Origin of the sequence: Micromonospora sp. NPDC005252, from assembly GCF_042872475.1 — a bacterium.
In the GTDB taxonomy this organism is placed as follows: domain Bacteria; phylum Actinomycetota; class Actinomycetes; order Mycobacteriales; family Micromonosporaceae; genus Micromonospora.
Genome location: NZ_JBIAKN010000025.1, coordinates 1 through 24457 on the forward strand (window position 1 = coordinate 1; position 24457 = coordinate 24457).

The following is a 24457-nucleotide window of genomic DNA, read 5'->3' on the forward strand; positions in this document are numbered from 1 at the left end:
GCTCCGCCGAGTACGCTCTGTCGGTCGCCACCAAGGGCGACCCGGCCACCGCGCCACTGGTCTTCCTGGTCACCGACCCCACCACCGGGGCGGTCGCCTTGCCGTTCAGCCAGTCGACCATGCCCTTCCAGAACGTTCCCGCGCCGACGGCGGCCGGCATCAGGTCGGATCCGTCGAAGCGGAAGACGCCGGTCTTGTCCTGCAGGATCTGGACGGAGAGCTTGTCGATCGGGCTGGCGACGTTGGCGATGTCCAGCTTGTTGTTCGCCGTGACCCAGTTGCCGAGCTTCGCGCGGCTGTTGACGTACTCGGCGGAGGCCAGGTAGGTCTGCACCGCCTGCACCTCGGGACGGTCGGCGTAGGCGACGACGAACTCGCCCGCGCCCAGCACCGGCTTGCCCTTGGCCGCGTCGATGGCCGGGAAGTAGAAGGCGAACGCGTCGCCGTCCTCGGCCACCTTGGTGCCCTCGGGGAACTGGTTGGCGTAGAAGGACGCCTGTCGGTGCATCGCGCACTTGCCGGTGGTCACCGGCAGGCCCGCCTCCTGGAAGGCGGTGGTGGTGATGCTCTTGACGCCGCCGAAGCCGCCGTTCATGTACTTCTCGTTCTTGAGGATCGTGCCGGCGCGGTCCACCGCGTCGACGACCCGCGGGTCGTTGAACGGGATCGCGTGGGTGGTCCACTGGTCGTAGACCTCGGCGCCCGCCGTACGCAGGAGGACGTCCTCGATCCAGTCGGTGGCCGGCCAGCCGGTGGCGTCACCGGACTCGACGCCCGCGCACCACGGCTTCATGCCACTGGCGGCGATCTTGTCGCTCAGGGCGATGAGCTGCTCCCAGGTGGTCGGGACCTCCCAGCCCTTCTCCTTGAACGTCTTCGGCGAGTACCACACGAAGGACTTGACGTTCGCGCCGAGCGGCACGCCGTAGAGCGTTCCGTTGACGGTGCCGTACTTCAGCCAGTCGGCCGGCATGTTCTGCTCGGCCAGGGCCTTGGTGTCGGCGCCGAGGGACTTCAGCTTGCCGGCGTCCGCGAACCGCTTCACGAGGCCCGGCTGGGGCACGAAGGCGATGTCGGGCGCGTTGCCGCCGTCGACCCGCACGGGGAGCTGGGCCTCGAACTCGCCGCTGCCCTCGTACGCGATCTCGATGCCGGTGCAGTCGGTGAACTGCGACCACGACCGCTCGAGCAGGTCGGCCTCGGCGTCACGGATGGACGCGTAGATGGAGACCTTCTTGCCGTCGTGGCCTTGGTACTTCTCGTATGGGGCGCACTCCGCGGAGCCCGCCTTGTCACTCTTCTTGTCGTCACCGGTACCGCAAGCGGTGGCGCTGAGCGCCAGCCCGAGCACACCGGCGATCACGAAGGCCTGGCGTGGTCTGGTAAAGACCGCCATGCCGTCCTCCTTCCTAGCCGGCGTGGTCTCCGCTGGTGACCCTCGCCGGTCCGATTGGGCGTGCACACATGTAAGCGCTTGCATCCGGTCTGGTCCACCCCCTGTCAGACACGAGCGAGTAACAATCCCGAAACCTCGTGTCCGTCGGCTGGGCGCGCTCCCAGCCGCGGATCCCGACTCTTTCGAAGAGTGGCGATATCTGTCAGGCTGAGGCCACTTCATCGAAGGTTTTGAACATAGGAGGAGCTGGATGCGTAAGCGGTGGATCAGCCTGCTGGTGACGGGCCTGCTCGTCGGGGGAGTCCTCGCACCGGCGAGCCCGGCGCTGGCCGCGCCGACCTTCAAGGTGCCGTTCCCGTGCGGCCAGTCCTGGTCAGGGCAGACCCGGTCGGACCACAGCCCGGCGTACGCGGTCGACTTCAACCGCACCGACGACCTCGGCGACCCGGTGGTGGCCAGCGCCCCCGGCACTGTCGACCGGGTCACCGACCTCGGCGGCACCAGTTACGGCAAGTACGTGCGGATCGATCACGGTGGCGGCTACACGACCTACTACGCCCACCTCAACGGCTTCAACGTCTCGGTGGGGCAGACCGTCGGCTACGGCAAGGTGCTCGGCTGGGTGGGCAGCACCGGCGGGTCCACCGGCCCCCACCTGCACTACGAACAGCGCCTCAACGGCAACGACATCCAGGTCAGGTTCAACGGCACGCTCGGCCTGTACTGGGGTAGCAAGACCTACACCAGCGACAACGGGTGCAGCTCGGGCACCGGCAACGCCACGGTCGACACCAGTGGCACGCCGCTGACCGTCCGCTCCGGCCCGGGCACGGGGTACGCCTCGGTGGGCACCGTCGCCGACGGCACCCGGGTGACCATCGCCTGCCAGACCAGCGGCACCACGGTCACCGGCACGTACGGCACCAGCTCGATCTGGGACCGCATCGGCAGCGGCCGCTTCATCGCCGACGCGTACGTCTACACCGGTTACGACGGCTACATCCCGAACGTGCCCCGCTGCTGACGGGGCCTGGGTCCTCCGGCGGGGCCGCTTCCCGCCGGAGGACCGGCGCCGGTCAGGTGTTCAGTCGCCAGATCGACAGGTTGAGCGCGGCGGCGAACGTGACCCACGCCCAGTACGGCAGCAGCAGCGCGGTCGCGACCCGGGACACCCGGGCGAAGAGCGCCACGGTGAGGCCGATCGCCAGCCACATCACCACGATCTCGGCGAACGCCAGCCCGTACCGCCCCGCGCCGAAGAACAGTGGCGTCCAGATGGCGTTCAGGACGAGTTGGGCGGTCCACGCCCAGAGCGCGGGGGATAAGCCGACCCGACGCCACACCAGCCAGCCGGCCAGGGCGATCAGCGCGTAGAGCACGGTCCAGACCGGGCCGAAGAGCCAGGAGGGCGGCGCCCAGCCCGGCTGGCGCAGGCTCGCGTACTCGTCGGCGGTGCCCTGCACGCCCAGCCCGCCGATCGCGGCCGCGACGAAGACCGCCGCCGCGAAGCCGGCGAGCGCCCAGCGCGACCGTCGGCCGGAGGCGGGCCGTGCCTCGCGAGATGTCTCCATGGTCGAGATATTGCCGCTGAACGTCGGGTGAAACCCACAAAAAAGCGCCGGGGCCGCTGCGGCCGGGGCTTCTGTCGGGAGGACGAAGCTCCGGTCGCGGCGACCCCGACGGGTCCCGGTGTTGTGATGAGTTGTCAGAAGGTGCGAACGGTCAATTGAAGATGCTGACACCACCCGGGCCGACCAACAGCCCGACGACGATGAGGACGACGCCCCACAGGATCTGCCGGCGGAACAGCGCGAGGATGCCGGCGACCACGAGTACGACTGCGAGAATCCAGAGAATCAGCTCCATGACCTCTGACTACCCGACCCTCCGATCGGGGAAACCTGGTCGGTGTCGAGTTGATCCCCGACATGGAAGACGCTGTACGCCTGCTTGATCACCGGGTGCGCCACGTTGCGGACGCGTACCCCTCCCGGGGTGGTGCCGCGCTCGGTGCCGGCGTGCGCGTGCCCGTGCAGGGCCAGCGCCGTGGGCGCCGAGTCGATCGCCTGCCCGAGCTGGTACGACCCCAGGAACGGGTAGATCTCCAGCGGCTCGCCGGCCAACGTGTCCGGAACGGGCGAGTAGTGGGTCAGCGCGACCAGCATGTCGCAGTCCAGCGAGCGCAGGGCCTTACCGAGGCGGTCCGCGCTCTCGTTGGTGGTCCGGACGAACGCCTTCATCTCCGGCTCGCCGAAGTCGCTCGCGCACCGGCCGGCGAAACCCCCGCCGAAGCCCTTGACGCCGGCGATGCCGAGCCGGCCGCCCGCGCAGTCCAGCACCACGCCGTCGCCCTCCAGCACGGTGATGCCCGCGTCCTCGAGCACCTTCACGACCTGCGGCACCTGGTCACACTGGTGGTCATGGTTGCCCAGCACGGTCACCACCGGCACGGCCAACCCGCCGAACTCCTGCGCCACGCAGCGCGCCTCGGCCTCGGTGCCGTGCCGGGTCAGGTCGCCGGCCAGCAGCAGCACGTCGGCGCACTCCGGCAGCTCCTCAAGCGCCGGGCGGAACCGGCCGACCACGTCCTCGTCCAGATGCACGTCGCCCACGGCGGCGATCCGGATCACCATGAAACCTCCCTCAGGGCAGTTGCTCGATCTCCGTGGGCGCCTGGGCGCGGATCACACCGATGTCGCTGGTGATCGGCACGTCGGGGAAGCGCTCCGACACCCGGCGCAGGATCTCCTCCCGCCGGTGCGGGCTCTCCACCTCGCCGTAGAGCACGAGGGCGCGTTCCCGCCGGACCACGGTGATCCCCTGTTCGGCGACTGCGGGATCCTCGGAGAGCAGCCGGTGGATCTCCGCCTCGACGTACTCGTCCGGCGGCCCCGCGCCACTGTCGCGATCGTGCGTCACGGTGTCTCCTCTCCTGGTTGGGTGCCGGTGTCCGGCACCACCTCCAGCCGATCCAGCAGCACCAGGAACGCCTCGGCGTACGGCGAGTGCTGCGTCTCCTTGCGTACCCGTTCCCAGTCGATCTGCTCCCGCAGCGACCGAGCCAGTGGCAGGCCGCGGGCGAAGTCGCAGTAGTGCTGGGAGAAGCTCAGCAGCTTGTGCACCATGAGCTGGGTGGCGGAGAGGACCGGCATGTGGATGGCGTCCACCGGCCGCACGACCGTGTCGGCGAACGTCTCCTCGGTCACCGGCGTCTCGATCGGCCGGTGGATCAGATCCACCATCCGCCCGTCGTCGAAGACCTTGACCAGCCAGTCCTCCGGCGGCCGCTCGGCGCGGAAGCCCGCGGCCACGAGCGCCTCCAGGGACCGCTCGACGTCGGCCTCGCGGATCAGGAAGTCGACGTCGTGATCGCTTGAGTGGCCGCCGTGGGCGTAGACGGCGAAGCTGCCGCCCAGGGCGAACGGGATCTCGGACTGCTTGAGCACGGCGGCGACCTTCTTGAGGGTGTGCACCAGACTCTCGTCCCCGCGCTCAGCCATCTGGATCTCCCGTCGGTCGTGTTGGTGGACAGGCGGTTGGATTCGAACTCCCGTACCCGGCATTCCGGTCGCCCACACCTGGTGTCGTCGCGGTCGGGTGCCAACGGTGACAAATGGCAACAAACGTCACGGGGCGCAAGCACGGGTCGGATAACCTGTCGAGGGTGGCCAGATCATCGGGGACGCGACGCGGCCGAGCCCGATTGCGCACCGTCGCACTGATCGGCATCGACGGCTCGGGCAAGACCACGCAGGCACACCGGCTGGCCGACGCGCTGACCGCCGCCGGCCGCCCCGCGACGTACCGCCGCAACGCCAGCGGGCGTCGCTGGCTCGGCCGGCTCGCGCACCGGCTCGGCCTGCCGGACGCGCAACGGCTCGTCGGGCGGGACGGCGTCCTGGCGGTGGAGTCCGTGCTTCGCTGGCTCGCCATCGCCGCGGCCCTGCTCAGCTGCCTGCTCACCGGCCGGACGGCGGTGATGGACCGCTACTCGGCCTGCCAGTACGCCAGCATCCGCGCGCACGGCGGGCACCGCTGGGAGCGTCTGGCCCGGGCCGGCTACCGCCTGTTCCCGACGCCCCAGGTGACCTTCCTGCTCGCCGTGGACCCGGCCGTGGCATACCAGCGCATCGAGGAGCGCGGCACCGACCACGAGTCGATGGGCTGGCTGACCGCGGCGGACACCGCCTACCGGACCCTGCCCGAGTACCCGAGCTTCGTCCTCGTCGACGCGGGCCGCTCGGCCGAGGAGGTGACCGAGCAGATCCAGGCGCACCTGTCGACCTGGCTGCGGTCGGACGTCCGCCCCGACCCCACCCGGCCATCGGCGGAGGGGTCAGCGCCCCCCGAGGTGCCGCAGCCGGCGCCCCCGCCCGCCCCGACACCCCCGCCCGCCGCGTCGGCGCAGGAGCGGGCCGGGCGCGGCGACATAACGTCCCTGCTCGTTCAGGCGCGTCCGTAGACCGGAACGCTGGCCCCGGTGGTCGGCGCGGAGTCCGTCGAGGCCAGGAAGCGGATCACCGGCGCGATCTCGGCCGGCGTGACCCAGCGGGAGTGGTCGGCGTCGGGCTGCGCGGCCCGGTTCGCCGGGGTGTCGATGACGCTGGGCAGCACGGTGTTGCAGCGCACGTTGCGGGAGCGGTATTCGACCGCGACCGCGTTGGCGAAGGCCAGCACCGCCGCCTTGGCCGTGACGTAGCCGGCCGCGCCGGCGAACGGGGTGAGGGCCGCCCGGGCCGACACGCACACCACCGCGCCGCCGCCGGCCGCGACCAGGCGCGGCAGCGCGGCCTGGGTGACCAGGTACGTGGGTCGCAGGTTGACGGTGAGCATCCGCTCGAACTCCTCGACCGGTGTCTCGTGCACCAGGCCGCCGCTCGCGTACCCGCCGACGAGGTTGACCACCGCCCGCAGCGGCGCCGCGGGGTCGCCGACGGCGGCCTCGACGACGCGGGCCGCGCCCGCCGGGTCGGTCAGGTCCGCGACGACCCGGACCAGCCCGTCCGCCGCCGGCTCCGACCCGGGCCGGGCTGCCCGCTGCGGTACGACCACCCGCCAGCCCGCGTCGACGAACGAGGCGACGACCGCCCCGCCGAGCCCACCCGTGCCTCCGGTCACCACCACGCTGCGCTCCGCCATGCGCCACACGCTAGCGTCCACCGCGCCCACCCATCGGGCGACCGGCGCTCTGCCGACAGCAGAGTGGTTGGCATGATCGGCCACCGGCGGCGCAGGATCGGCGGATGCGGATCCTGATTCTCGGTGGCACGCGGTTCTTCGGCCGGGCGGTGGCCTGGCTCGCCGTCGCGCAGGGCCACGACGTGACCTGCGCGGCCCGGGGCGTGTCCGGTGTCGTGCCGACCGGTGCGCGGTTCGTGCCGGTCGACCGCGACGACCCCGCGGCGCTGGTGTCGCTCGCCGGCGACGGCTTCGACGCGGTGGTGGACGTGACCCGCCAGGTCAGCCACGCCCGGCACGCGCTCGCCGCGCTGGCCGACCACGTCGGTCACTGGTCGTTCGTGTCCACGATCTCGGTGTACGCCGGCAACACCGCCCCGGGTCAGACCGCGGCGCACGCCCCGCTGCTGTCGCCTGCCCCGCCGGACGTGGACGCTCCGGTCGGCCCGGACCACCGCTGGTACGGCGAGTGCAAGGTCAGCATCGAGCGGCTGGTCCGCGAACTGATGGGTGCGCAGCGGTCGTTCATCTGCCGGGCGGGGCTGATCGTCGGCGCCGAGGACCCGAGCGACCGCTTCCCGTACTGGGTGCGACGACTGGCGAACGGCGGGGAGGTTCTCGCGCCCGGACGGCCAACCGACCGGGTGCAGTTCGTGGACGTCGCCGACCTGGCCGGCTGGCTGCTGCACGCCGCCGACGCCCGCCTCGCTGGCACGTACGACGGCACCGGCCCGGCGATGTCCCGCGCCGATCTGCTGACCGGCGTGGCGGCCGGTCTGGGTGTCGCCGACCCGCACCTCACCTGGGTCGATCAGGACTTCCTGGTGGCCCGTGACGTCCGCGAATGGTCGGGGGAGCGGGCGTTGCCGCTCTGGGTGCGACTGCCGGAGGGGGCTGGCCTGATGGACCGGGATGCCCGGCCGGCGCTGGACGCGGGTCTGACGATCCGTCCGTTGTCCGACACCGTTCGGGCGACCGTGTCCTGGATGACAGCGCGGCCCGACGCCGTACGGCAGGGTGGACTCGACCCGGCGGATGAGGCGGCGATCCTGGGAGAGTGGCAGGCTGTGCGGAACGCGTGATCCGGGTCGTCGACACTTTTCCCACCACATACGGTCATGGTTGACGCTCACGCCTCGTGAAAGTAAGTTTCATCCGTGGCGAAGAGTCCGAAGATTTCTGCGAGTCACGAGCCTGGTGGGCTGATCGTCCACATCAGCGGGCTGTTGCCGTCGCTGTCGCCCGCCGAGCAGCGGGTCGCCCGCCTGGTCGTGTCCGACCCGGCCGCCGCCGCCCGGCGGACCATCACCGACCTCGCCACCGCGGCGGAGACGTCGGAGGCGACAGTCATCCGGTTCTGCCGATCGGTCGGCATGGACGGCTATCCACAGCTGCGCATCCGGCTGGCCGCCGAGGCCGCCCGCCGCATCGAGCCGCCGGACGCCCGGGTCGTCGGCGGTGACATCCCGCCCGGCGCCGACCTCGCCCAGATCATCGCCACCATCGCGTTCAACGACGCCCGAGCCGTCGAGGAGACCGCCGAGCAGCTCGACCCGGCCGTCTGCGAGCAGGTGGTCGAGGCGATCGCGAGCGCGGGCCGGATCGACATCTACGGCGCCGGCGCCAGCGGGTTCGTCGCCTCCGACTTCCAGCAGAAGCTGCACCGCATCGGCCGGATCGCCTTCTACTTCCCGGACGTGCACACCGCGTTGACCTCGGCCGCCCTGCTCGGCCGCGGTGACGTCGCGATCGGCATCTCGCACACCGGCACCACCTCCGACGTCATCGAGGTGCTGGAGCAGGCCCGGACGCGGGGCGCGGCCACCGTGGCGCTGACCAACTTCCCGCGCTCGCCGATCACCGAGGTCGCCGACTTCGTGCTGACGACCGCGGCCCGCGAGACCACCTACCGCTCTGGAGCGACGGCCAGCCGGCTCGCCCAGCTCACCGTCGTCGACTGCCTCTTCGTCGGGGTGGCCGCCCGCAACCGGTCCCGGGCCCGCAAGGCCCTGGAGGCGACCGCCGAGGCGGTCCAGTCGCACCGGGTGGGTGCCAGTCGGAGACGGGCATGACGCCCGGTTCGGTGGAGCCGGACGAGGACATGTCAGCACCGCCCGCCCGCCCGAGCGTCCGGGTGGGCGCACCCACCGAACGACGCAACCCCCTCAGCGCGGACCTCGACCTGATGTCGACCCGGGACGTGCTCACCGTGATCAACGAAGCCGACCGGCGGGTGCCGGCGGCGGTCGCCGCGGTGCTCGACGAGATCGCCACCACCGTCGACCTGGCGGTGGCGGCGTTGCGCGGCGGGCACCGGGTGCACTACTTCGGGGCCGGCACGTCCGGCCGGCTGGGCGTCCTCGACGCGGCCGAACTGGCTCCCACCTTCAACTCGCCCCGGCACTGGTTCTGTGCCCACCTGGCTGGCGGCCCGGACGCCATGTGGCGGGCCGTGGAGGACGCCGAGGACGACGACCGGAACGGGGCGGACGAGGCCGCCGGATGTGTGCGCGCCGGTGACCTGGTGGTCGGTCTGGCGGCCAGCGGACGCACCCCGTACGTCCTCGGGGCGCTCGCCGCGTCCCGCGCCGCAGGCGCCTCGACGGTGCTGCTGTGCGCCAATCCGGAGGCGGAGGCCGCCCGGTCGGTCGACGTGTTCATCGGGGTGGACACCGGACCCGAGGTGGTCACCGGGTCGACCCGGATGAAGGCGGGCACCGCGCAGAAACTGGTGCTGAACACGTTCTCGACCGCCGTCATGGTGCGCCTGGGCCGGGTCTACTCGAACCTCATGATCGATATGGTGGCCACCAACGCGAAGCTCCGGGGACGAATGATCTCGATCCTGGTGGAGGCGACCGGCTGCTCGGAGGAGGTCTCCCGACGCGCCCTCAGCGCGGCCGACGGCGACCTGAAGACGGCGCTGGTCTCGCTGGTCTCCGGAGCCGAGGTGGCCGCCGCCCGAGCCGCCCTGGAGCGCTCCGCCGACCAGGTCCGCGGGGCTCTAGCCCTGCTCGCCCCCTAACCCGCGCCGCCCGGGAAGCGAACGGGGCTCCGGATTGTTCACCGGGGCGGGGGGTAATAACACCCCCGTGGATGAACCGACCGCCCCATTGCTGCGTATCTGGCAGTGACCAGGATCGCAGCACGGAGGTGACCCGGGTCGCTGTGCCGGCGCGGGCGGCGGTGTTGCCATGGTGCGGGCGATCAGCGATTCGTCGACCCGCCAACCCGTCCGAGGTGCCCAGCGGCGAGCCACCCGACGGGTGCTGACAGCAAACATGGACCGTGCTCTCAGCAACTACTCAGGCATTCGTGACACTTTCGACTCACGACATGGAATCCCCGACACGTCTCATCTGTTGTGTAGGTGTCAGCGACGGCGGGCACAGCAGAAGTTACCAGGGGCTGACCGGACGTGGGGAATGGCAAGGAACCGGGCAACCGGCGCGAGCGAGGGGACCGTGGGCAACGTGGACAAGAAAATCGGCATGCGCACCGACGAGGTTGCCGAGGAGCGCGACCTGGTCGGCGTCTACCTGCACGAGATCTCCCGGACGCCACTGCTGGACGCCGCCAAGGAGGTCGATCTCTCCAAGGCGATCGAGGCTGGCCTCTACGCGGAGCACCTGCTCGGCGAAGACGCAGTTCCCGACGGTGTCGACCGGGCCGACCTGGAGCGGCTGGTCGTCGAGGGTGAGCGCGCGAAGGACCTCTTCATCCGCGCCAACCTGCGACTGGTCGTGTCGATCGCGCGTCGTTACGTGCGCTCGGGCATGCCCATGCTGGATCTGATCCAGGAGGGCAACACCGGCCTCGTCCGGGCGGTCGAGAAGTTCGACTACGAGCGTGGCTACAAGTTCTCCACCTACGCCACCTGGTGGATCCGCCAGGCCATCAGCCGGGCGATCGCTCAGCAGGAGCGCACCGTCCGTCTGCCGGTGCACCTGGTGGAGGACGTCAACCGGATGCGCAACGTCATCCGGCAGCTCACCCGTGAACTGGGCAGCGACCCCGAGCCGGAGCAGATCGCCGCATCGCTCGGTGTCACCGTCGAGCGGGTCAACGAGTTGCGCCGCTGGTCGCAGGACACCGTCTCGCTGGACACCCCGGTGGGCGACGACGGCGACACGAACCTCGGCGACCTGGTCGCCGACAGCGACGCGCCGTCGCCGGAGGACATCGTCCTCAGCGGCCTGGAGCGGCAGCGCATCGAGGGGCTGCTCAACCACCTCGACGACCGGTCGGCCGGCATCATGCGGGCCCGCTACGGGCTGGAGGACGGCCGCGAGCACTCGCTGACCGAGGTCGCGTCCCGCTTCTCGCTGTCCCGCGAGCGGATCCGGCAGCTGGAGATCCAGGCCCTCGGCCGGCTCCGCGAGCTGGCCCGGGCGGAGGGGCTGCAGGCAGCCTGACCTGGTAGTAATGACGGCGAACGGCCGGCGTCCGATAGGGGGACGCCGGCCGTTCGCCGTATCGGGTCGGGCTAGCGGACCCGGCCGTAGCCGTGGATGGACATCATGTTCATGCCGCGCTTGAGCACGTTGCGACCGGCGCTCGGCGCGTCGATGACCTGACCGTCGCCCACGTAGAGGGCGACGTGCCCGAGCCCGCTGTAGAAGATCAGGTCTCCCGGGCGCAGGTCACCCCGACCGATGTGGGCGACCGCTCCCCACTGCATCCGTGCGTTGTGCGGCAGCGACCTGCCGGCCGCCCGCCAGGCCGCGAGGGTCAGTCCGGAACAGTCGTAGCCGTTCGGCCCTTCACCGGCCCAGACGTACGGCTTGCCGACCGCCCCGAAGGCGTAGCGCACCGCAGCGCCGGCGTCCCCGGCCACGGCGGGCACGTTTGTGGCCTCGGCCTCCGCCGCCTTGGGCGCGGGTCGCTCGGTGGCGGCCCCGTACGCCTGCCGGCGCAGCTCGTACAGGTCGGCCAGGTCACTCTCGATGCGCTTCTTGCCCGCCGCCAGCTCGCGGGCCTGCGCGGCCTGCCGGGTCAGCGTGGCGTCCAGGCGTGTCTTCTCGTCGAGCAGCCGCCGCTGGTTCGCGGTGAAGCCGGAGATGCGCTCCTGGCGCTGGCGGGTCAGCTGATCGAGGGTGCCGAGCCGGTCGAGCAGAGCGACGGAGCCGCCGGGACGCAGCAGCGCGTCCATCGTCTGCAGGCCACCGCTCTTGTACGCGGTGTTGGCGAGTGCCGCGACGTCGGCCCGGCTCTGCTCGGCCTGCTGTTCCAGGGGGCCGATGCGGGCCTGTAATCGGGCCACCGCGGTCTTGTTGACCTTGATGTCCTCGGTGAGCTTGTTGTAGGACTCCACGATCCGTTCCAACTCTGCCGAGGACGTCTCGATCCGGTGGGTCAGGTCGGCGGGGGACGGCTCGGCGTGGGCCACCGCCGTCGGGGCGATCAGTGCGGCCGACATGCCGGCCAGGACCGCGGTGCGCAGCAGGGTTCTCAGGGATGACAAGAGCGAAGGGCTCCTCTCCCACGGCCGCCGACGGGGCTGCTGACGCCCTCGGCGACACCGGCCGGGGCCATCCGGGTGGACGGCACTGGGCCGGACCGGCTCGCCCAACCTAACCCGGGACGGTTGTGCCGCGCAGTTGAAGCAGGGGCGAAAGTTGGCGAAGTGGCGCGAAGTGCCGCTGCTGTCGGTGACACCAGCGGGACTGCTGACGCGGGATGGGGGACCGCCCGAGAGCCCTTTTTCGCATCCGCTGACCGATATCTGACATTCGTCGTTCCGGGCGTATGCCGTCGGATGGCCTCCGCCAATATCCGACAAAACCTGAAATGGATGCTGTTTCGCGGCGATGTCCGCCGGTCGGGTGAGCAGGTCGGAATCGTAAATGCCCAGGTGGAGTGGCGGTGCCCCAACACAATGGAGCCGCAGCCGGGAATCCCGTCCCCGGGCAGCGATGCCCGGCCACGGACCGAACCCGGCAGACCGCCCCACGGGAGGAACCGTGAATCGTGAAGACGCAAAGACGCGACCGCAACGAACGGTGCCCGGAGCCAGGTCCACGCTGCTGTACGCGCGACCCGGCATCATCGTCACCGTCGACCGGTTCACCGTCGGCCGCACCAGCTATCGCATCGTCGACCTGACCCACCTGCGCACCACCCGAGGCCCGCACGACCGGATCGCCGTCCGGGCGGTGGTGATCACCGCATCCATGATCGGCGTGGTCGGCCTGCTCCTCGGCTTCAGCGGCGGCCTGCAACGGTTGACCGCCGAGGCGTACCTCATCCTCGGGGCGGTGCTCCTGCTGCCGGCGGCACTCGCCCTGGTCGGCGACCGCTGGCGCCCACCGCCGTACGAGCTGTGGGGCTGGCACCGGGGCGCGGAGGTGCTGCTGTTCAGCGCCGACAACGAGCGGCAGTTCGGTCAGGTCACCCGGGCGCTGCTGCGCGCCCGGGAGGTCAACCGGTACGGCGGCTGGGTCGACCCCCTCGCCTCGGCGGACCCGTGGCGGCCCAGCCGCTGACCAGACCCACCGCCGGGCCGGTCAGCCGGCGACCGGCTCCGGCGTACGGGTGGCGGGCCGGTCCAGCCAGGCGGTGACGCGTCGCTCGGCGTAGAACGAGACGAACGGCACGGTGCCGGCGAGCATCACCAGGAGCATCCGCTTCAGCGGCCAGTCGGCCCGGCGGCTCAGGTCGAACGCGGCCACCAGGTAGATCATGTAGAGGAAGCCGTGCGCCGGGCCGACCGTCTCCACCACGACCGGGTTGTCGAACGCGTACTTCAGTGGCATGCCGACAACGACCAGCAGGATCAGCACCACGCCCACGATCCAGGCGATCACGCGGTACCGGGTAAGGGCTGCGCCCACCTTCGTCCGTCCTTCCGAGCCCGGCTCAGCCGGGATAGTCACCGGGCCGGGCGCCCGGATTGGCGTTCAACCATGACAGGTAGTCGTTGTAGGCGGCCAGGTCGGCGTCGTCGCCGGGCGTTGCGTTGACCGGCACCCGGGTCACCCGCACCGGTCGGCGTACCGCCGGTCGGGAGCCGATGGTCGCGGCCGGCGGCGGCTCGACGGCCGGTGGGTCGGCGGGGTCCGCCGGTGGCTGGGCGGCTGTTTCCGCGTTGTGGCGTGCCAGCCGCACCTCGCGCCACCAGACGTACACCACGAAGCCGGCGAAGATCGGCCACTCGACGGCGTACCCCCAGCTGAGGTTGTTGCCGGCCGTGGCCCGGCTGATCTGCCACCAGCCCAGCCCGAGGAAGCCCACGACCAGCACGACCATGGCCACGTGACGCGCGATCCACGCCGGGGTCCAGAGCCACCTCATGGCGTCGAGGGTACCGGGAACGGCGGCGCTCTCCGACACGGTGTCGTAGCTGCCACGCGGGCGGGATGGTTTGGCGTTCCCCGGTGTGGGCATCCGTCTAGACGCCAGCCCAAACGAGACCAGGGGGGCGATGATGACCGGATCGGTACGCGAGGACGGCTTTGGGTCCAGCGGCAGCACGGAGATGAGCCCTGAGCAGCGGGTGCCCGAGTGGGGCGGCGACCACCTCGCCGACTCCGGTGGCGCCGACCTCGACGGCGACGCGCTGGGCGTCGACCCGACGGAGCTGACCGACGACGATCTGATCCGCGAAATGCACAGCCTGCACCGCACCCGGCTGGACACCCTCCGGCACGCGGCAGACTCCGCGCTCGCCAACCACCTGCGACGCACGGCGGACCTGGAGACCGAGTACCTCGCCCGTCACCCGGGCCGGGAGGTCGACCCGAGCCGCCTGCGGGACGTCTGATGCCGGCGCGAGCCGTGCGCGGCATGTCCGCGCCACCCGAGGTGGTCTTCAACACGGCCACCGACCCGGCTCGGGCCTCGGCCTGGTTGCCGGCGCCGCTGCGCAACGACGGGAGCCCTCCCGCCGAGATCAGGGGCGAGGAGCTGCGGGCCCGCTGGAGCGACGCCGACTGGGCCGCCGAGATCCGGGTGGACCCGGCTGACTCCGGCGGCGCCCGGATCCAGCTCGACCTGACCGACGGCTCGGGCGCCGACCCGGACCAGTTGGCCGACGAGGCGCTGACCAACCTCGCCCGCGAGGTCGCCGACAACCTCCAGGCCGGCTGACACCGTCACCGACGGCCGCTTTCGCACCATGACGACATGTGAGGAGAACGGTGAGCGACACTGGCCTGCGACAGAAGGCGGCGCGGCTGCGCCGGGCGTACGCGCCGCACGAGCACCGGCCGCTCGGCGGCTACCTGGTGGCGATGGGCACCTACGCCGGGGTGACCGGGGCGCTGGCCGGCCTGGTCAAGGTGACCGGCCGCCCGGTGCCCGAACGCCCCGCCCCCGCCGACGTCGTGTTGCTCTCCATCGCCACGCACAAGCTCAGCCGGCTGCTGTCCAAGGACGCGATCACCAGCCCGCTGCGGGCGCCGTTCACCCGCTATGACCGGCCGATCGGCAGCGGTGAGGTGATGGAGCAGGTCCGCGACTCGGGCAGTTCCACCCGGCACGCCATCGGCGAGCTGCTGAGCTGCCCGTTCTGCCTGGCGGTCTGGGTGGCCACGGGGCTGACCGGGGGCCTGGTGCTCGCCCCCCGCCTCACGCGTCTGGTGGCCACCGCGCTGACGGCGGTGGCCGCGTCCGACTTCCTCCAGATGGCGTACGCCACGGCGCAGCAGGCCGCCGAGGGTGGGCACGACGACGACTGACCCGACAACGAACGCGACGTGGGGGCCGGCATCAGCCGGCCCCCACTCTCGTACGCGTCAGCGCTGCATGCCGGACCAGCCGTGCGGCGATTCCGGCTCCCGTTCGTCCTCGTCGTCCCCGGTGATGATGTCCCGGTCCACCGCGGTGCGGTCGTGTTCGTTGGCGAAGTCCGGCTCGGGCGTGGTGTCCCTGCCCTTCGGTGGTTGGCCCAACGCCGGCACCTTCTCGTCGTGGTCCTCGTGGTGCGTCATGTCGGTGTCCCTTCTGGGGTCGCTCAGGCGACGGTGCCGCCCAGCAGGTCACTGGCCTCGTCCACCGCGTACTCGCCCTCGGGGAGCGCGTCGATCCGGGCGAGCAGATCCGGCGGTAGCTCGGCGGCCACCGCCCGGCGGTAGATATCCCCCTGGGTGACCCGCTCCTGACCTCGGAAGATGTCATCGAGCAGGTCATCGAGGGCGTGGGTGTCCGGCTCGTCGGCAACGGGTGCGTCGTCGGTCACGCCGATCAGCTACCCGGGGCGGAATCGGTCAAACGTCGCGCCGGTGGGCCCACCTGCCGAGAGGGTGACCCACGAGGCTTCCTTTGCTCTGCTTCAACCTACGCAACGGTTTTGGGCGCTGGCTGTTGCGTCCGTGGAAGCAGAGCAAAGGCGCGTTGGGAGCATGCTCTGCGTCGGTGGCGCGACGGTGCTCTTGTACAGACAGCGCCGCCCCCGAGCCTTGTGGGCCGGGGGCGGCGCTGGTGTCGGTGTGTAGGTCGCCTCTCGGCGAGTGGCGCGACGCGGCTCCAGCCGAACGGTATTCCGCGAGGGCTATTTAGGTGAGGCCCGGGGACACTGAGCACACCGACACCTCAGTTAACCAGGCCCCACCGTCCCGTGTTCCGCGCACCGCAGTGCCGGCCGTCACACCCTCACGCCCGGGTTGGCAGCGTGGCCCGACGGGCCCGTACGGCGGTGGCCAGGTGGTCGAGCACCTCGGCGGTGTCGTCCCAGCCGAGGCAGGCGTCGGTGACCGAGCGGCCGTACACCAGCTCGCGGGTCGGGTCGAGATCCTGCCGGCCGGGCAGCAGGAACGACTCCAGCATCACACCGGTGATCCCGCGCTGGCCGGCGGCCATCTGCGCCGCCACGTCCGCGGCGACCAGCGGCTGGTTGCGGTGGTCCTTGCCGCTGTTGGCGTGGCTGGCGTCGATGACCAGGCGCTCCGGCAACCCGGCCGCCCGGAGCAGGTCGAGCGCGCCCGCCACCGACTCCGCGTCGTAGTTGGGCCGACCGCCACCACCGCGCAGCACCAGGTGCCCGTCGGTGTTGCCGCGGGTGTGCATGATCGCCGGGGTGCCGGAGAAGTCGATGCCCGGGAAGACGTGCGGCACCCCGGCGGCGCGGATCGCGTCCACGGCGGTGCCGATGCTGCCGTCGGGGCGGTTCTTCATGCCGATCGGCATCGACAGGCCGGAGGCGAGCTGCCGGTGCACCTGGCTCTCCACCGTGCGGGCGCCGATCGCACCCCACACCACCGTGTCCGCGATGTACTGCGGGGTGATCGGGTCGAGGAATTCGCAGCCCACCGGAAGGCCGAGACGCAGGACGTCGAGCAGCAGCGCCCGGGCCCGGCGCAGGCCGGTGTTGACGTCGCCGCTGCCGTCCAGCCCAGGGTCGTTGATCAGGCCCTTCCACCCCACGGTGGACCGCGGCTTCTCGAAGTAGACCCGCATGACGATCAGCAGGTCGTCGGCGAGCCGGTCGGCGGCGGCGCGCAGACGCTCGGCGTAGTCGAGGGCGGCGGCCGGGTCGTGCACCGAGCACGGGCCGACCACCACCAGCAGGCGGTCGTCCTCGCGGTCCAGCACGCGGCCCACCGCGCGTCGGCCGTTCAACACGGCGGCGGCGAGCGAGGCGTCCAGGGGCAACTCGTGGTGCAGCAGGGCGGGTGTGGTCAGCGGCACGACACGGTCGATCCGCTGATCGCTGACCCGATCGGTCTCCGGGGTCGTCACGGTGGGCATCCTTTCGCCGACCGTGCCCGGGGCCGGTGCCCGGGACGAGCCGGCTGCTCGTACGCAAAAGGGCAGGAACGACAGCTCCTGCCCAGCCGGCTCGGTCCGTGGTGACGTCAGTTCATGGTGAAGTCACCGGCGTGGGAGCCGGCTGCCTAAACCATCGATAGGAACGCGTCACGGGAGCCAGCCTACCCGACCGGGCGGGGGTGCCCGTGGCATCGTCCCAAGATGCGGGGTGAACATCGCGTGCCGAGTCCGGGCGGGGGGTAACAGGGGTCCCATGACTGACGAGCAGAGCGAGCAGGAGCGGGCGGAGTCCCGCGCGCACCACCTCCTTCCCGAGGAGGAGGCGGTGGGCAGCGACGACCCGCAGGCGCAGGCGGAGGCGATCCTCGCCGAGTCGGACATCCGCGAGGAGGACCAGAACGTGGCCCCGGACACGGTGCTGGAACGTCGTACCTCGGATCAGACGGTGGCCGTCGAACCGCCGGACTGAGCCCGCGCGCCGCGCGCCCGGCGTGACCCCCGGTAGGTCTGCTCGCGCAGCCAGGCGAGTGGGCCGGCCGCCCGCAGTTCGGGTGGCAGGTTGCGCACCGGGTCGAACGCGAGTGCGCCGTCCTCCCCGGCGTCGAGCGGGGCGCCGATGCTGACCTGGCCGACCGGCCGCCACGGCCCGACGGCGGACGCGACCGCGAGCACCACGCGCGGCGCGTCCGTCCGGGCCGCGGCAGCGACGGCGGCCAGAGTGCGGCCGAGGTCGACCGAGTCCGGGTCGGCCAACGCGGCCAACCAGAGACGACGCCGGCCCAGGCGGTAACACGTGATCGTGCTGTACGTCCCGGTGAAGCCGCGGCGGGGCAGCGGCAGGTTCCGCAGCACCGGAGCGGCGCCGCTGGAGCTGACCAGCAGGTCGAACGGGCGGCCGGTGGGGGAGTGCACACGCACCGCCAGGCCCAGCACGTCCGGCCAACCGCCCGGCGTGGGCGTACCCCTGGAGAGCCGGACCGTGGCCGCGTACCGGCCGGGGTCGTCCAGCAGGGCGACCCCGGTGGGCGGTCCGGGCGTACCCCAGATCGTCACCTCGCCGGTGAACGACCGGCCGGCCGGGTGCAGCAGCCGGCCGCGGCGCAGCCGGCCGAGTCCGGCGGTGGCGCGTTCGACGGTCCTGGCGGCCGGTCCGACGGTGCGGCGCGCGGGCGGTACGGGGGTCGGTGGGGTCATTGCTCTGCGGTACCCCGACCGGCCGAGTCGATGCCGGTCGGCCGGCTCGCCGACCGGCGGCACGTCACCTTTCCGCCCGCGAGATCGGATAGCGTCGTGCCATGCCCGACAGTGGTTACCCCTGGCCCATCGAGACGTCCCGACTGGACAACGGCCTGCGCGTGGTGGTGAGCGAGGATCGCACCGCACCCGCGGTGGCCGTCAATCTCTGGTACGACGTCGGATCCCGGCACGAGCCGGCCGGGCAGACCGGTTTCGCCCACCTCTTCGAACACCTGATGTTCGAGGGCTCGGTGAACGTGGCGAAGACCGAGCACATGAAGCTGATCCAGGGCTCCGGTGGCTCGCTCAACGCCACCACCAACCCGGACCGGACGAACTACTTCGAGACGGTCCCGGCCGAGCACCTGGAGCTGGCGCTCTGGCTGGAGGCCGACCGGATGGGTGGGCTGGTCCCGGCGCTCACCCAGGAGACGCTGGACAACCAGCGCGACGTGGTGAAGAACGAGCGCCGGCAGCGCTACGAGAACGTCCCGTACGGGGATGCCTGGCTGCGGCTGCTGCCGCTGCTCTACCCGCCGGGGCACCCGTACCACCACTCGACGATCGGCTCGATGGCCGACCTGAACGCCGCCGATCTCGCCACCTTCCAGGCGTTCCACGAGATGTACTACGCGCCGAACAACGCGGTGCTCACAGTCGTCGGCGACGCCCAGGCCGCCGAGGTGTTCGCGCTGGCCGAGAAGTACTTCGGGGCGTTGCCCGCCCGCGACGACATCCCGCCCGCGCCGGACGGTCGCCGCGTCCCGGCGACCGGGAAGCCCGCCGTGGAGACGGTGATCGCGGACGTGCCGGCGCCCCGCGTCTACATCGCCCACCGTGGCCACCCGTTCGGCAGCCCCGGCTACGACGTGCTCACCGTGCTCGCCACCGTGCTCGGCAGCGGCCGGGGCAGCCGGCTCTACCAGCGGCTCGCCGACGGCGAGCGGATCGCACAACCCGATCTGGTCGGCGCGTACGGGGTGGACCTCGCGCACGCCCCGGCGCCGCTGATCGCCACCGCCACCGCCCGTCCCGGCGTGAGCGCCGAGCGGTTGGCCGAAGGGCTGGCCGAGGTCGTCGACGAGCTGGCCACCGTGCCGGTCACCGCCGCCGAGCTGGACCGGGCGAAGGCGTTGCTGAGCACCGCGTGGTGGCGGCAGATGTCGACGGTGGACGGCCGCGCGGACACGCTCGGGCGGTACACCACCCAGTTCGGTGACCCGGCCCGGGCCGCCGACCGGCTGCCCGCCTGGCTCGCGGTGACCGCCGAGCAGATCGCCGAGACCGCCGCCGAGGTGCTCGGCGCCGCCGACCGGGTGACCCTGACCTACCTGCCCGAGGAGACCGCATGACGCTGATCGCCGACCGTCCCGGCCCGGGTGCCGCTCGCCCGTACCGGTTCCCGCCGGTGGTCCGCCGCGCGGCGGGCGGCGGCCAGGTGGTCGCCGCGCACCTGCCCGGGCAGAACCTCGCCGTCGCGTTGCTGCTGCTCGACGCCGGCGCCGGCCGGGAGCTGACCGGCAAGGAAGGGCTGGGCGGCGTGCTCGCCAAGGCCCTGGAGGAGGGCACCGCGCAGCGGGACGCCACGGCGTACGCGCTGGCCATCGAGGCGCTCGGCACCGAGCTGGTGACCGGGCTGGACTGGGACTCGTTCCAGATCAGCGTGCAGGTCCCGGTGGATCGGCTGACCGCCGCGGTGCAACTCCTCGCCGAGGCCGTCCGGACGCCCCGGCTGGACCCGGCCGACGTCCGGCGCGTGCGCGACGACGAGGCCACCGCGCTGCGGATGGACTGGGCCAACCCCGGCCCGCGCGCCGACGCCGCGCTGCGCGCCGACCTGTTCGGCGCCGACACCCGCTGGGGACGACCGATGTACGGCGATCCGGACTCGGTGGCCGGCCTGGACGTGGAGGACATCACCGTCTTCCACTCCGAGTGGTTCCTGCGGCCCGGCACCCTGATCGTCGCCGGTGACCTGGACCGGATCGACCTGGACGCGTTGGCCGGGGCGGCGTTCGCCGGCACCGGGGGCGGTCCGGCCGAGCGGGGCGGCCCGATCGAGGTCCCGCTGCACACCGGCCGCCGGATCATCCTGGTGGACCGGCCCGGCTCGGTGCAGTCCACGCTGCGGCTGGGCCACCCGTCGCCGCACCGGGCGCACCCCGACCACGTGCCGATGACCCTCGCGGGCACGGTGCTCGGTGGGGCGTTCACCTCCCGGCTCAACCACCTGATCCGCGAGGTGCGCGGCTACACGTACGGCATCCGGGGCGAGTTCGCCTCGTCCCGCCGGTTCGGGCGGTTCGCGGTCAGCTCGGGCGTGCAGACCGCCGTCACCGCGCCGGCCCTGGTCGAGGCGGTGGGCGAGATCACCCGTACGCAGGCGGGAGGCGTGACCGAGGACGAGCTGGCGGTGGCCCGTTCCTGGCGGGCCGGGCAGCTGTCGGTCGAGTTGCAGAGCCCCCGGGCGATCGCCTCCGCGCTGACCACGCTGGTGGTGCACGACCTGCCGGACGACTACCACGCCCGGCTGCGCGAGGAACTGCTCAACGCCGACGTGGACCAGGTCTCCGCGGCAGCGGCCACCCACCTGCACCCGGAAGCGCTGACCCTGGTCATCGAAGGCGACGCCGCCGTGATCCGCAACGACCTCGAGTCCGCCGCCCTAGGAGACCTCCTCCCCTAACCCCCTCCCGCCTCCCGCCCCCCGCCCTCAGCCCTCAGCCCTCAGCCCGTTGATCATGAAGTTGTTGTCACTCGGCACGGCGTGTCGCGGCAATAACTTCATGATCGACGGGGGAGGTGGGGGAGGTGGTGGTGGGGGTGGGTGTGAGGCGGGACCCGGGGGGTGGGAAAGGGGTCCCGGTTTCGGGGGTGGGGTGGGTAGCCTCCGGGCATGAGGATCGGCATTGTGGGGGCCACCGGCCAGGTCGGTGGCGTGATGCGGCAGGTGCTGGCGGAGCGGGAGTTCCCGGCGGAGCAGGTGCGGTTGTTCGCCTCGGCGCGGTCCGCCGGGCGGACGCTGCCGTGGCGCGACGGCGAGGTGACCGTCGAGGACGCCGCGACCGCGGACTACTCCGGGCTGGACATCGTGCTCTTCTCCGCCGGTAAGGGCACCGCCCGAGAGTTGGCTCCCCGGGTGGCCGAGGCCGGCGCCGTGGTGATCGACAACTCGTCGGCGTTCCGGATGGACCCGCTGGTGCCGCTGGTGGTCGCCGAGGTCAACCCGCACGCCGCCGCCGACCGCCCGAAGGGCATCATCGCCAACCCCAACTGCACCACGATGGCCGCGATGCCGGTGCTGCGCCCGCTGCACGCCGAGGCTGGTCTGGTCGGCCTGGTCGTCTCGACGTACCAGGCGGTCTCCGGCGCCGGCTTGGCTGGCGTCGCCGAGCTGGACGAGCAGGTCCGCAAGGTCGCCGAGCACGCCGCCGGGCTCGCCTTCGACGGGTCGGCCGTGGAGTTCCCCGCGCCGCGCTCGTTCGCCGAGCCGATCGCCTTCAACGTGCTGCCGCTGGCCGGCTCGATCGTCGACGACGGCTCGTTCGAGACCGACGAGGAGCAGAAGCTCCGCAACGAGACCCGCAAGATCCTGGAAATCCCCGACCTCAAGGTCTCCGGCACCTGTGTCCGGGTTCCGGTCTTCACCGGCCACTCGCTCCAGATCAACGCCCGCTTCGCCCGCCCGATCACCCCGCAGCGGGCCCACGAACTGCTCGCCGACGCGCCCGGGGTCGCGCTGACCGCCGTGCCGACGCCGCTGCAGGCCGCCGGGCAGGACCCGACCTACGTGGGCCGCATCCGCGCCGACGAGACCGTCGAGTACGGGCTGGCGCTGTTCTGCTCCAACGACAACCTGCGCAAGGGCGCCGCCCTCAACGCCGTACAGCTCGCCGAGCTGGTGGCCGCCGAGCGACGCTGACCGTTGCGATCACTGCGGGCTCCCGGCCGGTCTCGGTGGGAGCCCGCAGTCCGTGGCGGGCAGCGGTGCATCGGGGGCGGGAGCACGCCGGTCATGTTTGGATGGACGTAGCCGACCGCGCCACCTGGAGGAAACCGTGCCGGAGGACCCCACCCAGCAGGCGTTGACCGACCTGATCGCCGGCCGCTCGATGGGCGTGCTGGCCACCCTCAAACGCGACGGGCGACCCCAGCTGTCCACAGTGGTCTACTCGTTCGACCGCGCGGCCGGCCTGATCCGGGTGTCCGTCACCGACGGCCGAGCTAAGACCGCCAACCTTCGTCGGGACCCGCGGGCCAGCTTCCACGTCGGCAGCGAGGACGGCTGGGCGTACGCGGTGGTCGAGGGGCGGGCCGAGCTGACCACTCCGGCGGCCGACGTCGACGACGCCACGGTCGAGGAGCTGGTGGGGCTCTACCGGGCGCTTCGCGGCGAGCACCCGGACTGGGCCGACTATCGCAACACCATGGTCGCCGACCGGCGGCTGGTGCTGCGCCTGCACGTGGAGCGGATCTACGGAATGCCGCCCCGCGCCTGAGAGGGTCGCGAACCACGCCCGTGCCTGCGGGGCCCCGGACCGCGACCGACGACTGACCCCTGGGCGACGACTCCCGGCTCAGCCGGGCTCGATCACGGTCACGCCGGGCCAGCGTTGCGCGGGCCGGTGGCGAGCCAGTCGCTGCCGGGACATCGTGACGCCCACCCGGGCCGGGTTGTGCCGCCACACCCCGCCCAGCAGATCCGCCAGGCCGTACGGGGCGCAGACCTCCAGCCCACCGGTCGGGCGCAGCCGCACCGCCACGGCGGTCGCGTACTCCGGCCAGGTGGCCACCGCCTCGGCGACGCTGCGGTACGGGTCGATCGGATCGCCGCCGAACTTCGACGCGTACCAGGTGTGCACCGCCGCCTGGTTGCGTGCCTCCCACGGCGGCGCCGCCCAGGCCGCAGCGAGTCGGGCGGTGGCCCGGCGGTCGTCGTCGCGGGACAGTCTCGTCGGGTCGAAGAAGACCACGTCCACGTCGCGGACCGTCGCCGGGTCGAACCCGTCGCCGTACCGCTCGCTCCAAACGAGGTCGCGGAGGGCGCCCGCGCCGATCCAGGCGTCCGGCAGGCCGGAGTCGCGGACCACGGTCAGCGCCCGGGTCAGCCAGGCGTTGCCGGCGACGAGGTCTCTCAGCTCCTGCTCGCCCGTCAGCACCCCACCCACGCTAGGCGGTGCTGCCCTCGGCCAGTTGGTGGGGTCTGTACCACTATCTCGCCCGGCGTCACGACCTTGTCGATCAGGCGGTGTCGCGGAACGGCCGCGGGCCGCGGTCGCGACAGCTGCCTGCCCCCGGACAGCGGCCCGGCCGTCGGCGTTACCCCCTCCCGTGCGGCGGGTAGACGGGCCGTGCCGACACCGAGAGGGGAGCACCATGACAACGGTCGGAGAGTTCATGACGACCCGGTTGGTGACGATGGACGGCAACGAGACGCTCATCGCCGCCGCGCAGGAGATGCGCGACAGCGCGATTGGTGACGTGGTGGTGACCGATGGCAACGGTGTCGTCGGTATCGTCACGGACCGGGACATCACGGTCCGTGGTGTCGCGGAGAACATGGACCCGGGCTCGACCCGGCTGAACCAGATCACCACCCGCAATGTGATCACCGTGAGCCAGTACGACGACGCGGTGGCCGCCGCGGACCTGATGCGCACCTATGCCGTACGCCGGCTGCCGGTGATGGACGACGGGCGCCTGGTGGGTCTCGTCTCGATGGGTGACCTCGCGGTCGAGCGCGAACCGCAGTCGGTGCTGGCCGACATCAGCGCCGACGATCCGAACAACTGACGACCCGCCGCCAACGCGCCGGCCCTCCCCTGCCGGGGGAGGGCCGGCGCCGCCGTGCCCCACCCCCCGGGGGGGGGGGGGGTTGGTGGTGTGTGGGAGAAGGCAGCCCAGTGAGAGGAAGCCGAGATTGATGAGGTCGGGTTGGGG

Annotated in this window: 31 protein-coding genes; 16 read left to right on the top strand and 15 right to left on the bottom strand. The window is 71.9% G+C overall.

Annotation, left to right across the window (positions count from 1 at the left end; all coding sequences use genetic code 11):
• The coding region (locus tag ACFYPH_RS30590; RefSeq protein WP_387186556.1) for an ABC transporter substrate-binding protein at window positions 1-1396 on the bottom strand (1396 nt) is incomplete at its 3' end.
• A 250-nt stretch (window positions 1397-1646) separates the two neighbouring features.
• On the opposite strand from ACFYPH_RS30590, the gene ACFYPH_RS30595 reads away from it, so the two are divergent.
• The gene (locus ACFYPH_RS30595; RefSeq protein ID WP_354860932.1) at window positions 1647-2420 is read left to right on the top strand and encodes a peptidoglycan DD-metalloendopeptidase family protein; all 774 of its coding nucleotides are present in this window, start codon (window positions 1647-1649) and stop codon (window positions 2418-2420) included.
• A 52-nt stretch (window positions 2421-2472) separates the two neighbouring features.
• Here the strand turns inward: ACFYPH_RS30595 and ACFYPH_RS30600 are convergent, their stop codons facing one another.
• The 5 genes from ACFYPH_RS30600 to ACFYPH_RS30620 all read right to left on the bottom strand — a co-directional run bounded on the left by ACFYPH_RS30600 (window position 2473) and on the right by ACFYPH_RS30620 (window position 4959).
• Window positions 2473-2967, bottom strand: a complete 495-nt coding sequence (locus ACFYPH_RS30600; RefSeq protein WP_387186558.1) for a TspO/MBR family protein — start codon at window positions 2965-2967, stop codon at window positions 2473-2475.
• A gap of 151 nt (window positions 2968-3118) precedes the next feature.
• On the bottom strand, window positions 3119-3262 hold the full coding sequence (locus ACFYPH_RS30605) for a GPGG-motif small membrane protein (protein ID WP_165947907.1): 144 nt from the start codon (window positions 3260-3262) through the stop codon (window positions 3119-3121).
• Window positions 3253-4029: a metallophosphoesterase gene (locus tag ACFYPH_RS30610; protein WP_355137902.1), complete on the bottom strand. Its 777-nt coding sequence runs from the start codon at window positions 4027-4029 to the stop codon at window positions 3253-3255. The genes ACFYPH_RS30605 and ACFYPH_RS30610 overlap by 10 nt, the downstream gene beginning before the upstream one ends.
• Before the next feature lie 10 nt (window positions 4030-4039).
• Window positions 4040-4315 carry a hypothetical protein gene (locus tag ACFYPH_RS30615; RefSeq protein WP_354860927.1) on the bottom strand — a complete coding sequence of 92 codons (276 nt, stop codon included), beginning with the start codon at window positions 4313-4315 and terminating at the stop codon, window positions 4040-4042.
• Complete coding sequence (locus ACFYPH_RS30620) at window positions 4312-4959, bottom strand: nucleotidyltransferase family protein (RefSeq protein WP_354860937.1); 648 nt, start codon at window positions 4957-4959, stop codon at window positions 4312-4314. The genes ACFYPH_RS30615 and ACFYPH_RS30620 overlap by 4 nt, the downstream gene beginning before the upstream one ends.
• Window positions 4960-5051: 92 nt before the next feature.
• On the opposite strand from ACFYPH_RS30620, the gene ACFYPH_RS30625 reads away from it, so the two are divergent.
• Window positions 5052-5858: a dTMP kinase gene (locus ACFYPH_RS30625; RefSeq protein ID WP_387186574.1), complete on the top strand. Its 807-nt coding sequence runs from the start codon at window positions 5052-5054 to the stop codon at window positions 5856-5858.
• Here ACFYPH_RS30625 and ACFYPH_RS30630 read toward each other — a convergent pair.
• Window positions 5843-6535, bottom strand: coding sequence for an SDR family NAD(P)-dependent oxidoreductase (locus tag ACFYPH_RS30630; RefSeq protein ID WP_387186561.1), 693 nt, complete (start codon window positions 6533-6535; stop codon window positions 5843-5845). The two genes, ACFYPH_RS30625 and ACFYPH_RS30630, sit on opposite strands and share 16 nt — an antisense overlap.
• Window positions 6536-6639: 104 nt before the next feature.
• Between ACFYPH_RS30630 and ACFYPH_RS30635 the strand changes: the two genes are divergently transcribed.
• From ACFYPH_RS30635 to ACFYPH_RS30650, 4 genes are all read left to right on the top strand, one after another.
• Window positions 6640-7656 carry an NAD-dependent epimerase/dehydratase family protein gene (locus tag ACFYPH_RS30635; protein WP_387186563.1) on the top strand — a complete coding sequence of 339 codons (1017 nt, stop codon included), beginning with the start codon at window positions 6640-6642 and terminating at the stop codon, window positions 7654-7656.
• 75 nt (window positions 7657-7731) lie between these two features.
• On the top strand, window positions 7732-8646 hold the full coding sequence (locus tag ACFYPH_RS30640; protein ID WP_354860921.1) for a MurR/RpiR family transcriptional regulator: 915 nt from the start codon (window positions 7732-7734) through the stop codon (window positions 8644-8646).
• Entirely contained in the window at window positions 8643-9599 is a 957-nt protein-coding gene (gene murQ, locus ACFYPH_RS30645) for an N-acetylmuramic acid 6-phosphate etherase (protein ID WP_387186565.1), read from the top strand. Before ACFYPH_RS30640 ends, murQ begins: the two co-directional genes overlap by 4 nt.
• 400 nt (window positions 9600-9999) lie before the next feature.
• A complete protein-coding gene (locus ACFYPH_RS30650) occupies window positions 10000-10989 on the top strand; it encodes a sigma-70 family RNA polymerase sigma factor (protein ID WP_354860919.1) in 990 nt (329 codons plus the stop codon).
• 71 nt (window positions 10990-11060) lie between these two features.
• Here ACFYPH_RS30650 and ACFYPH_RS30655 read toward each other — a convergent pair whose 3' ends face one another.
• Entirely contained in the window at window positions 11061-12038 is a 978-nt protein-coding gene (locus ACFYPH_RS30655) for an NlpC/P60 family protein (protein ID WP_387186567.1), read from the bottom strand.
• Between the two features lie 538 nt (window positions 12039-12576).
• On the opposite strand from ACFYPH_RS30655, the gene ACFYPH_RS30660 reads away from it, so the two are divergent.
• A complete protein-coding gene (locus tag ACFYPH_RS30660; RefSeq protein WP_354860918.1) occupies window positions 12577-13059 on the top strand; it encodes a DUF6232 family protein in 483 nt (160 codons plus the stop codon).
• A 21-nt stretch (window positions 13060-13080) separates the two neighbouring features.
• Here the strand turns inward: ACFYPH_RS30660 and ACFYPH_RS30665 are convergent, their stop codons facing one another.
• Window positions 13081-13407, bottom strand: coding sequence for a DUF3817 domain-containing protein (locus tag ACFYPH_RS30665; protein WP_266245607.1), 327 nt, complete (start codon window positions 13405-13407; stop codon window positions 13081-13083).
• Between the two features lie 25 nt (window positions 13408-13432).
• Complete coding sequence (locus tag ACFYPH_RS30670; protein ID WP_355066102.1) at window positions 13433-13867, bottom strand: hypothetical protein; 435 nt, start codon at window positions 13865-13867, stop codon at window positions 13433-13435.
• A 130-nt stretch (window positions 13868-13997) separates the two neighbouring features.
• Here ACFYPH_RS30670 and ACFYPH_RS30675 point away from each other — a divergent pair, with 130 nt between their 5' ends.
• From ACFYPH_RS30675 to ACFYPH_RS30685, 3 genes are read left to right on the top strand one after another with little or no spacing between them, the layout of a single operon-like run.
• Window positions 13998-14336 carry a DUF6158 family protein gene (locus ACFYPH_RS30675; RefSeq protein WP_354860915.1) on the top strand — a complete coding sequence of 113 codons (339 nt, stop codon included), beginning with the start codon at window positions 13998-14000 and terminating at the stop codon, window positions 14334-14336.
• Window positions 14336-14662, top strand: a complete 327-nt coding sequence (locus tag ACFYPH_RS30680; RefSeq protein ID WP_354860914.1) for a hypothetical protein — start codon at window positions 14336-14338, stop codon at window positions 14660-14662. Before ACFYPH_RS30675 ends, ACFYPH_RS30680 begins: the two co-directional genes overlap by 1 nt.
• 50 nt (window positions 14663-14712) lie before the next feature.
• Window positions 14713-15252, top strand: a complete 540-nt coding sequence (locus ACFYPH_RS30685; RefSeq protein ID WP_354860912.1) for a DUF1360 domain-containing protein — start codon at window positions 14713-14715, stop codon at window positions 15250-15252.
• Between the two features lie 57 nt (window positions 15253-15309).
• Here the strand turns inward: ACFYPH_RS30685 and ACFYPH_RS30690 are convergent, their stop codons facing one another.
• The 3 genes from ACFYPH_RS30690 to ACFYPH_RS30700 all read right to left on the bottom strand — a co-directional run bounded on the left by ACFYPH_RS30690 (window position 15310) and on the right by ACFYPH_RS30700 (window position 17260).
• On the bottom strand, window positions 15310-15504 hold the full coding sequence (locus tag ACFYPH_RS30690) for a hypothetical protein (RefSeq protein WP_354860911.1): 195 nt from the start codon (window positions 15502-15504) through the stop codon (window positions 15310-15312).
• A gap of 23 nt (window positions 15505-15527) precedes the next feature.
• A complete protein-coding gene (locus ACFYPH_RS30695) occupies window positions 15528-15761 on the bottom strand; it encodes a hypothetical protein (RefSeq protein WP_387186576.1) in 234 nt (77 codons plus the stop codon).
• A gap of 404 nt (window positions 15762-16165) precedes the next feature.
• Complete coding sequence (locus ACFYPH_RS30700; protein ID WP_354860908.1) at window positions 16166-17260, bottom strand: 3-deoxy-7-phosphoheptulonate synthase; 1095 nt, start codon at window positions 17258-17260, stop codon at window positions 16166-16168.
• A gap of 274 nt (window positions 17261-17534) precedes the next feature.
• On the opposite strand from ACFYPH_RS30700, the gene ACFYPH_RS30705 reads away from it, so the two are divergent.
• Entirely contained in the window at window positions 17535-17750 is a 216-nt protein-coding gene (locus ACFYPH_RS30705; protein WP_354860907.1) for a hypothetical protein, read from the top strand.
• Here ACFYPH_RS30705 and ACFYPH_RS30710 read toward each other — a convergent pair.
• Window positions 17720-18475 carry a phosphodiesterase gene (locus tag ACFYPH_RS30710; protein WP_355137880.1) on the bottom strand — a complete coding sequence of 252 codons (756 nt, stop codon included), beginning with the start codon at window positions 18473-18475 and terminating at the stop codon, window positions 17720-17722. The genes ACFYPH_RS30705 and ACFYPH_RS30710 overlap by 31 nt on opposite strands.
• A 101-nt stretch (window positions 18476-18576) precedes the next feature.
• Between ACFYPH_RS30710 and ACFYPH_RS30715 the strand changes: the two genes are divergently transcribed.
• The 4 genes from ACFYPH_RS30715 to ACFYPH_RS30730 all read left to right on the top strand — a co-directional run bounded on the left by ACFYPH_RS30715 (window position 18577) and on the right by ACFYPH_RS30730 (window position 23016).
• The gene (locus ACFYPH_RS30715; RefSeq protein ID WP_363940868.1) at window positions 18577-19869 is read left to right on the top strand and encodes a pitrilysin family protein; all 1293 of its coding nucleotides are present in this window, start codon (window positions 18577-18579) and stop codon (window positions 19867-19869) included.
• A complete protein-coding gene (locus ACFYPH_RS30720; RefSeq protein ID WP_354860902.1) occupies window positions 19866-21203 on the top strand; it encodes a pitrilysin family protein in 1338 nt (445 codons plus the stop codon). Before ACFYPH_RS30715 ends, ACFYPH_RS30720 begins: the two co-directional genes overlap by 4 nt.
• 210 nt (window positions 21204-21413) lie before the next feature.
• Entirely contained in the window at window positions 21414-22439 is a 1026-nt protein-coding gene (locus ACFYPH_RS30725; RefSeq protein WP_355137876.1) for an aspartate-semialdehyde dehydrogenase, read from the top strand.
• A 136-nt stretch (window positions 22440-22575) separates the two neighbouring features.
• The gene (locus ACFYPH_RS30730; RefSeq protein WP_355066110.1) at window positions 22576-23016 is read left to right on the top strand and encodes a PPOX class F420-dependent oxidoreductase; all 441 of its coding nucleotides are present in this window, start codon (window positions 22576-22578) and stop codon (window positions 23014-23016) included.
• Window positions 23017-23094: 78 nt separating this feature from the next.
• Here the strand turns inward: ACFYPH_RS30730 and ACFYPH_RS30735 are convergent, their stop codons facing one another.
• Entirely contained in the window at window positions 23095-23676 is a 582-nt protein-coding gene (locus ACFYPH_RS30735) for a nucleotidyltransferase family protein (protein ID WP_355137874.1), read from the bottom strand.
• A 217-nt stretch (window positions 23677-23893) separates the two neighbouring features.
• Here ACFYPH_RS30735 and ACFYPH_RS30740 point away from each other — a divergent pair, with 217 nt between their 5' ends.
• A complete protein-coding gene (locus ACFYPH_RS30740) occupies window positions 23894-24310 on the top strand; it encodes a CBS domain-containing protein (RefSeq protein ID WP_354860896.1) in 417 nt (138 codons plus the stop codon).
• The last annotated feature ends 147 nt before the right edge of the window (window positions 24311-24457 follow it).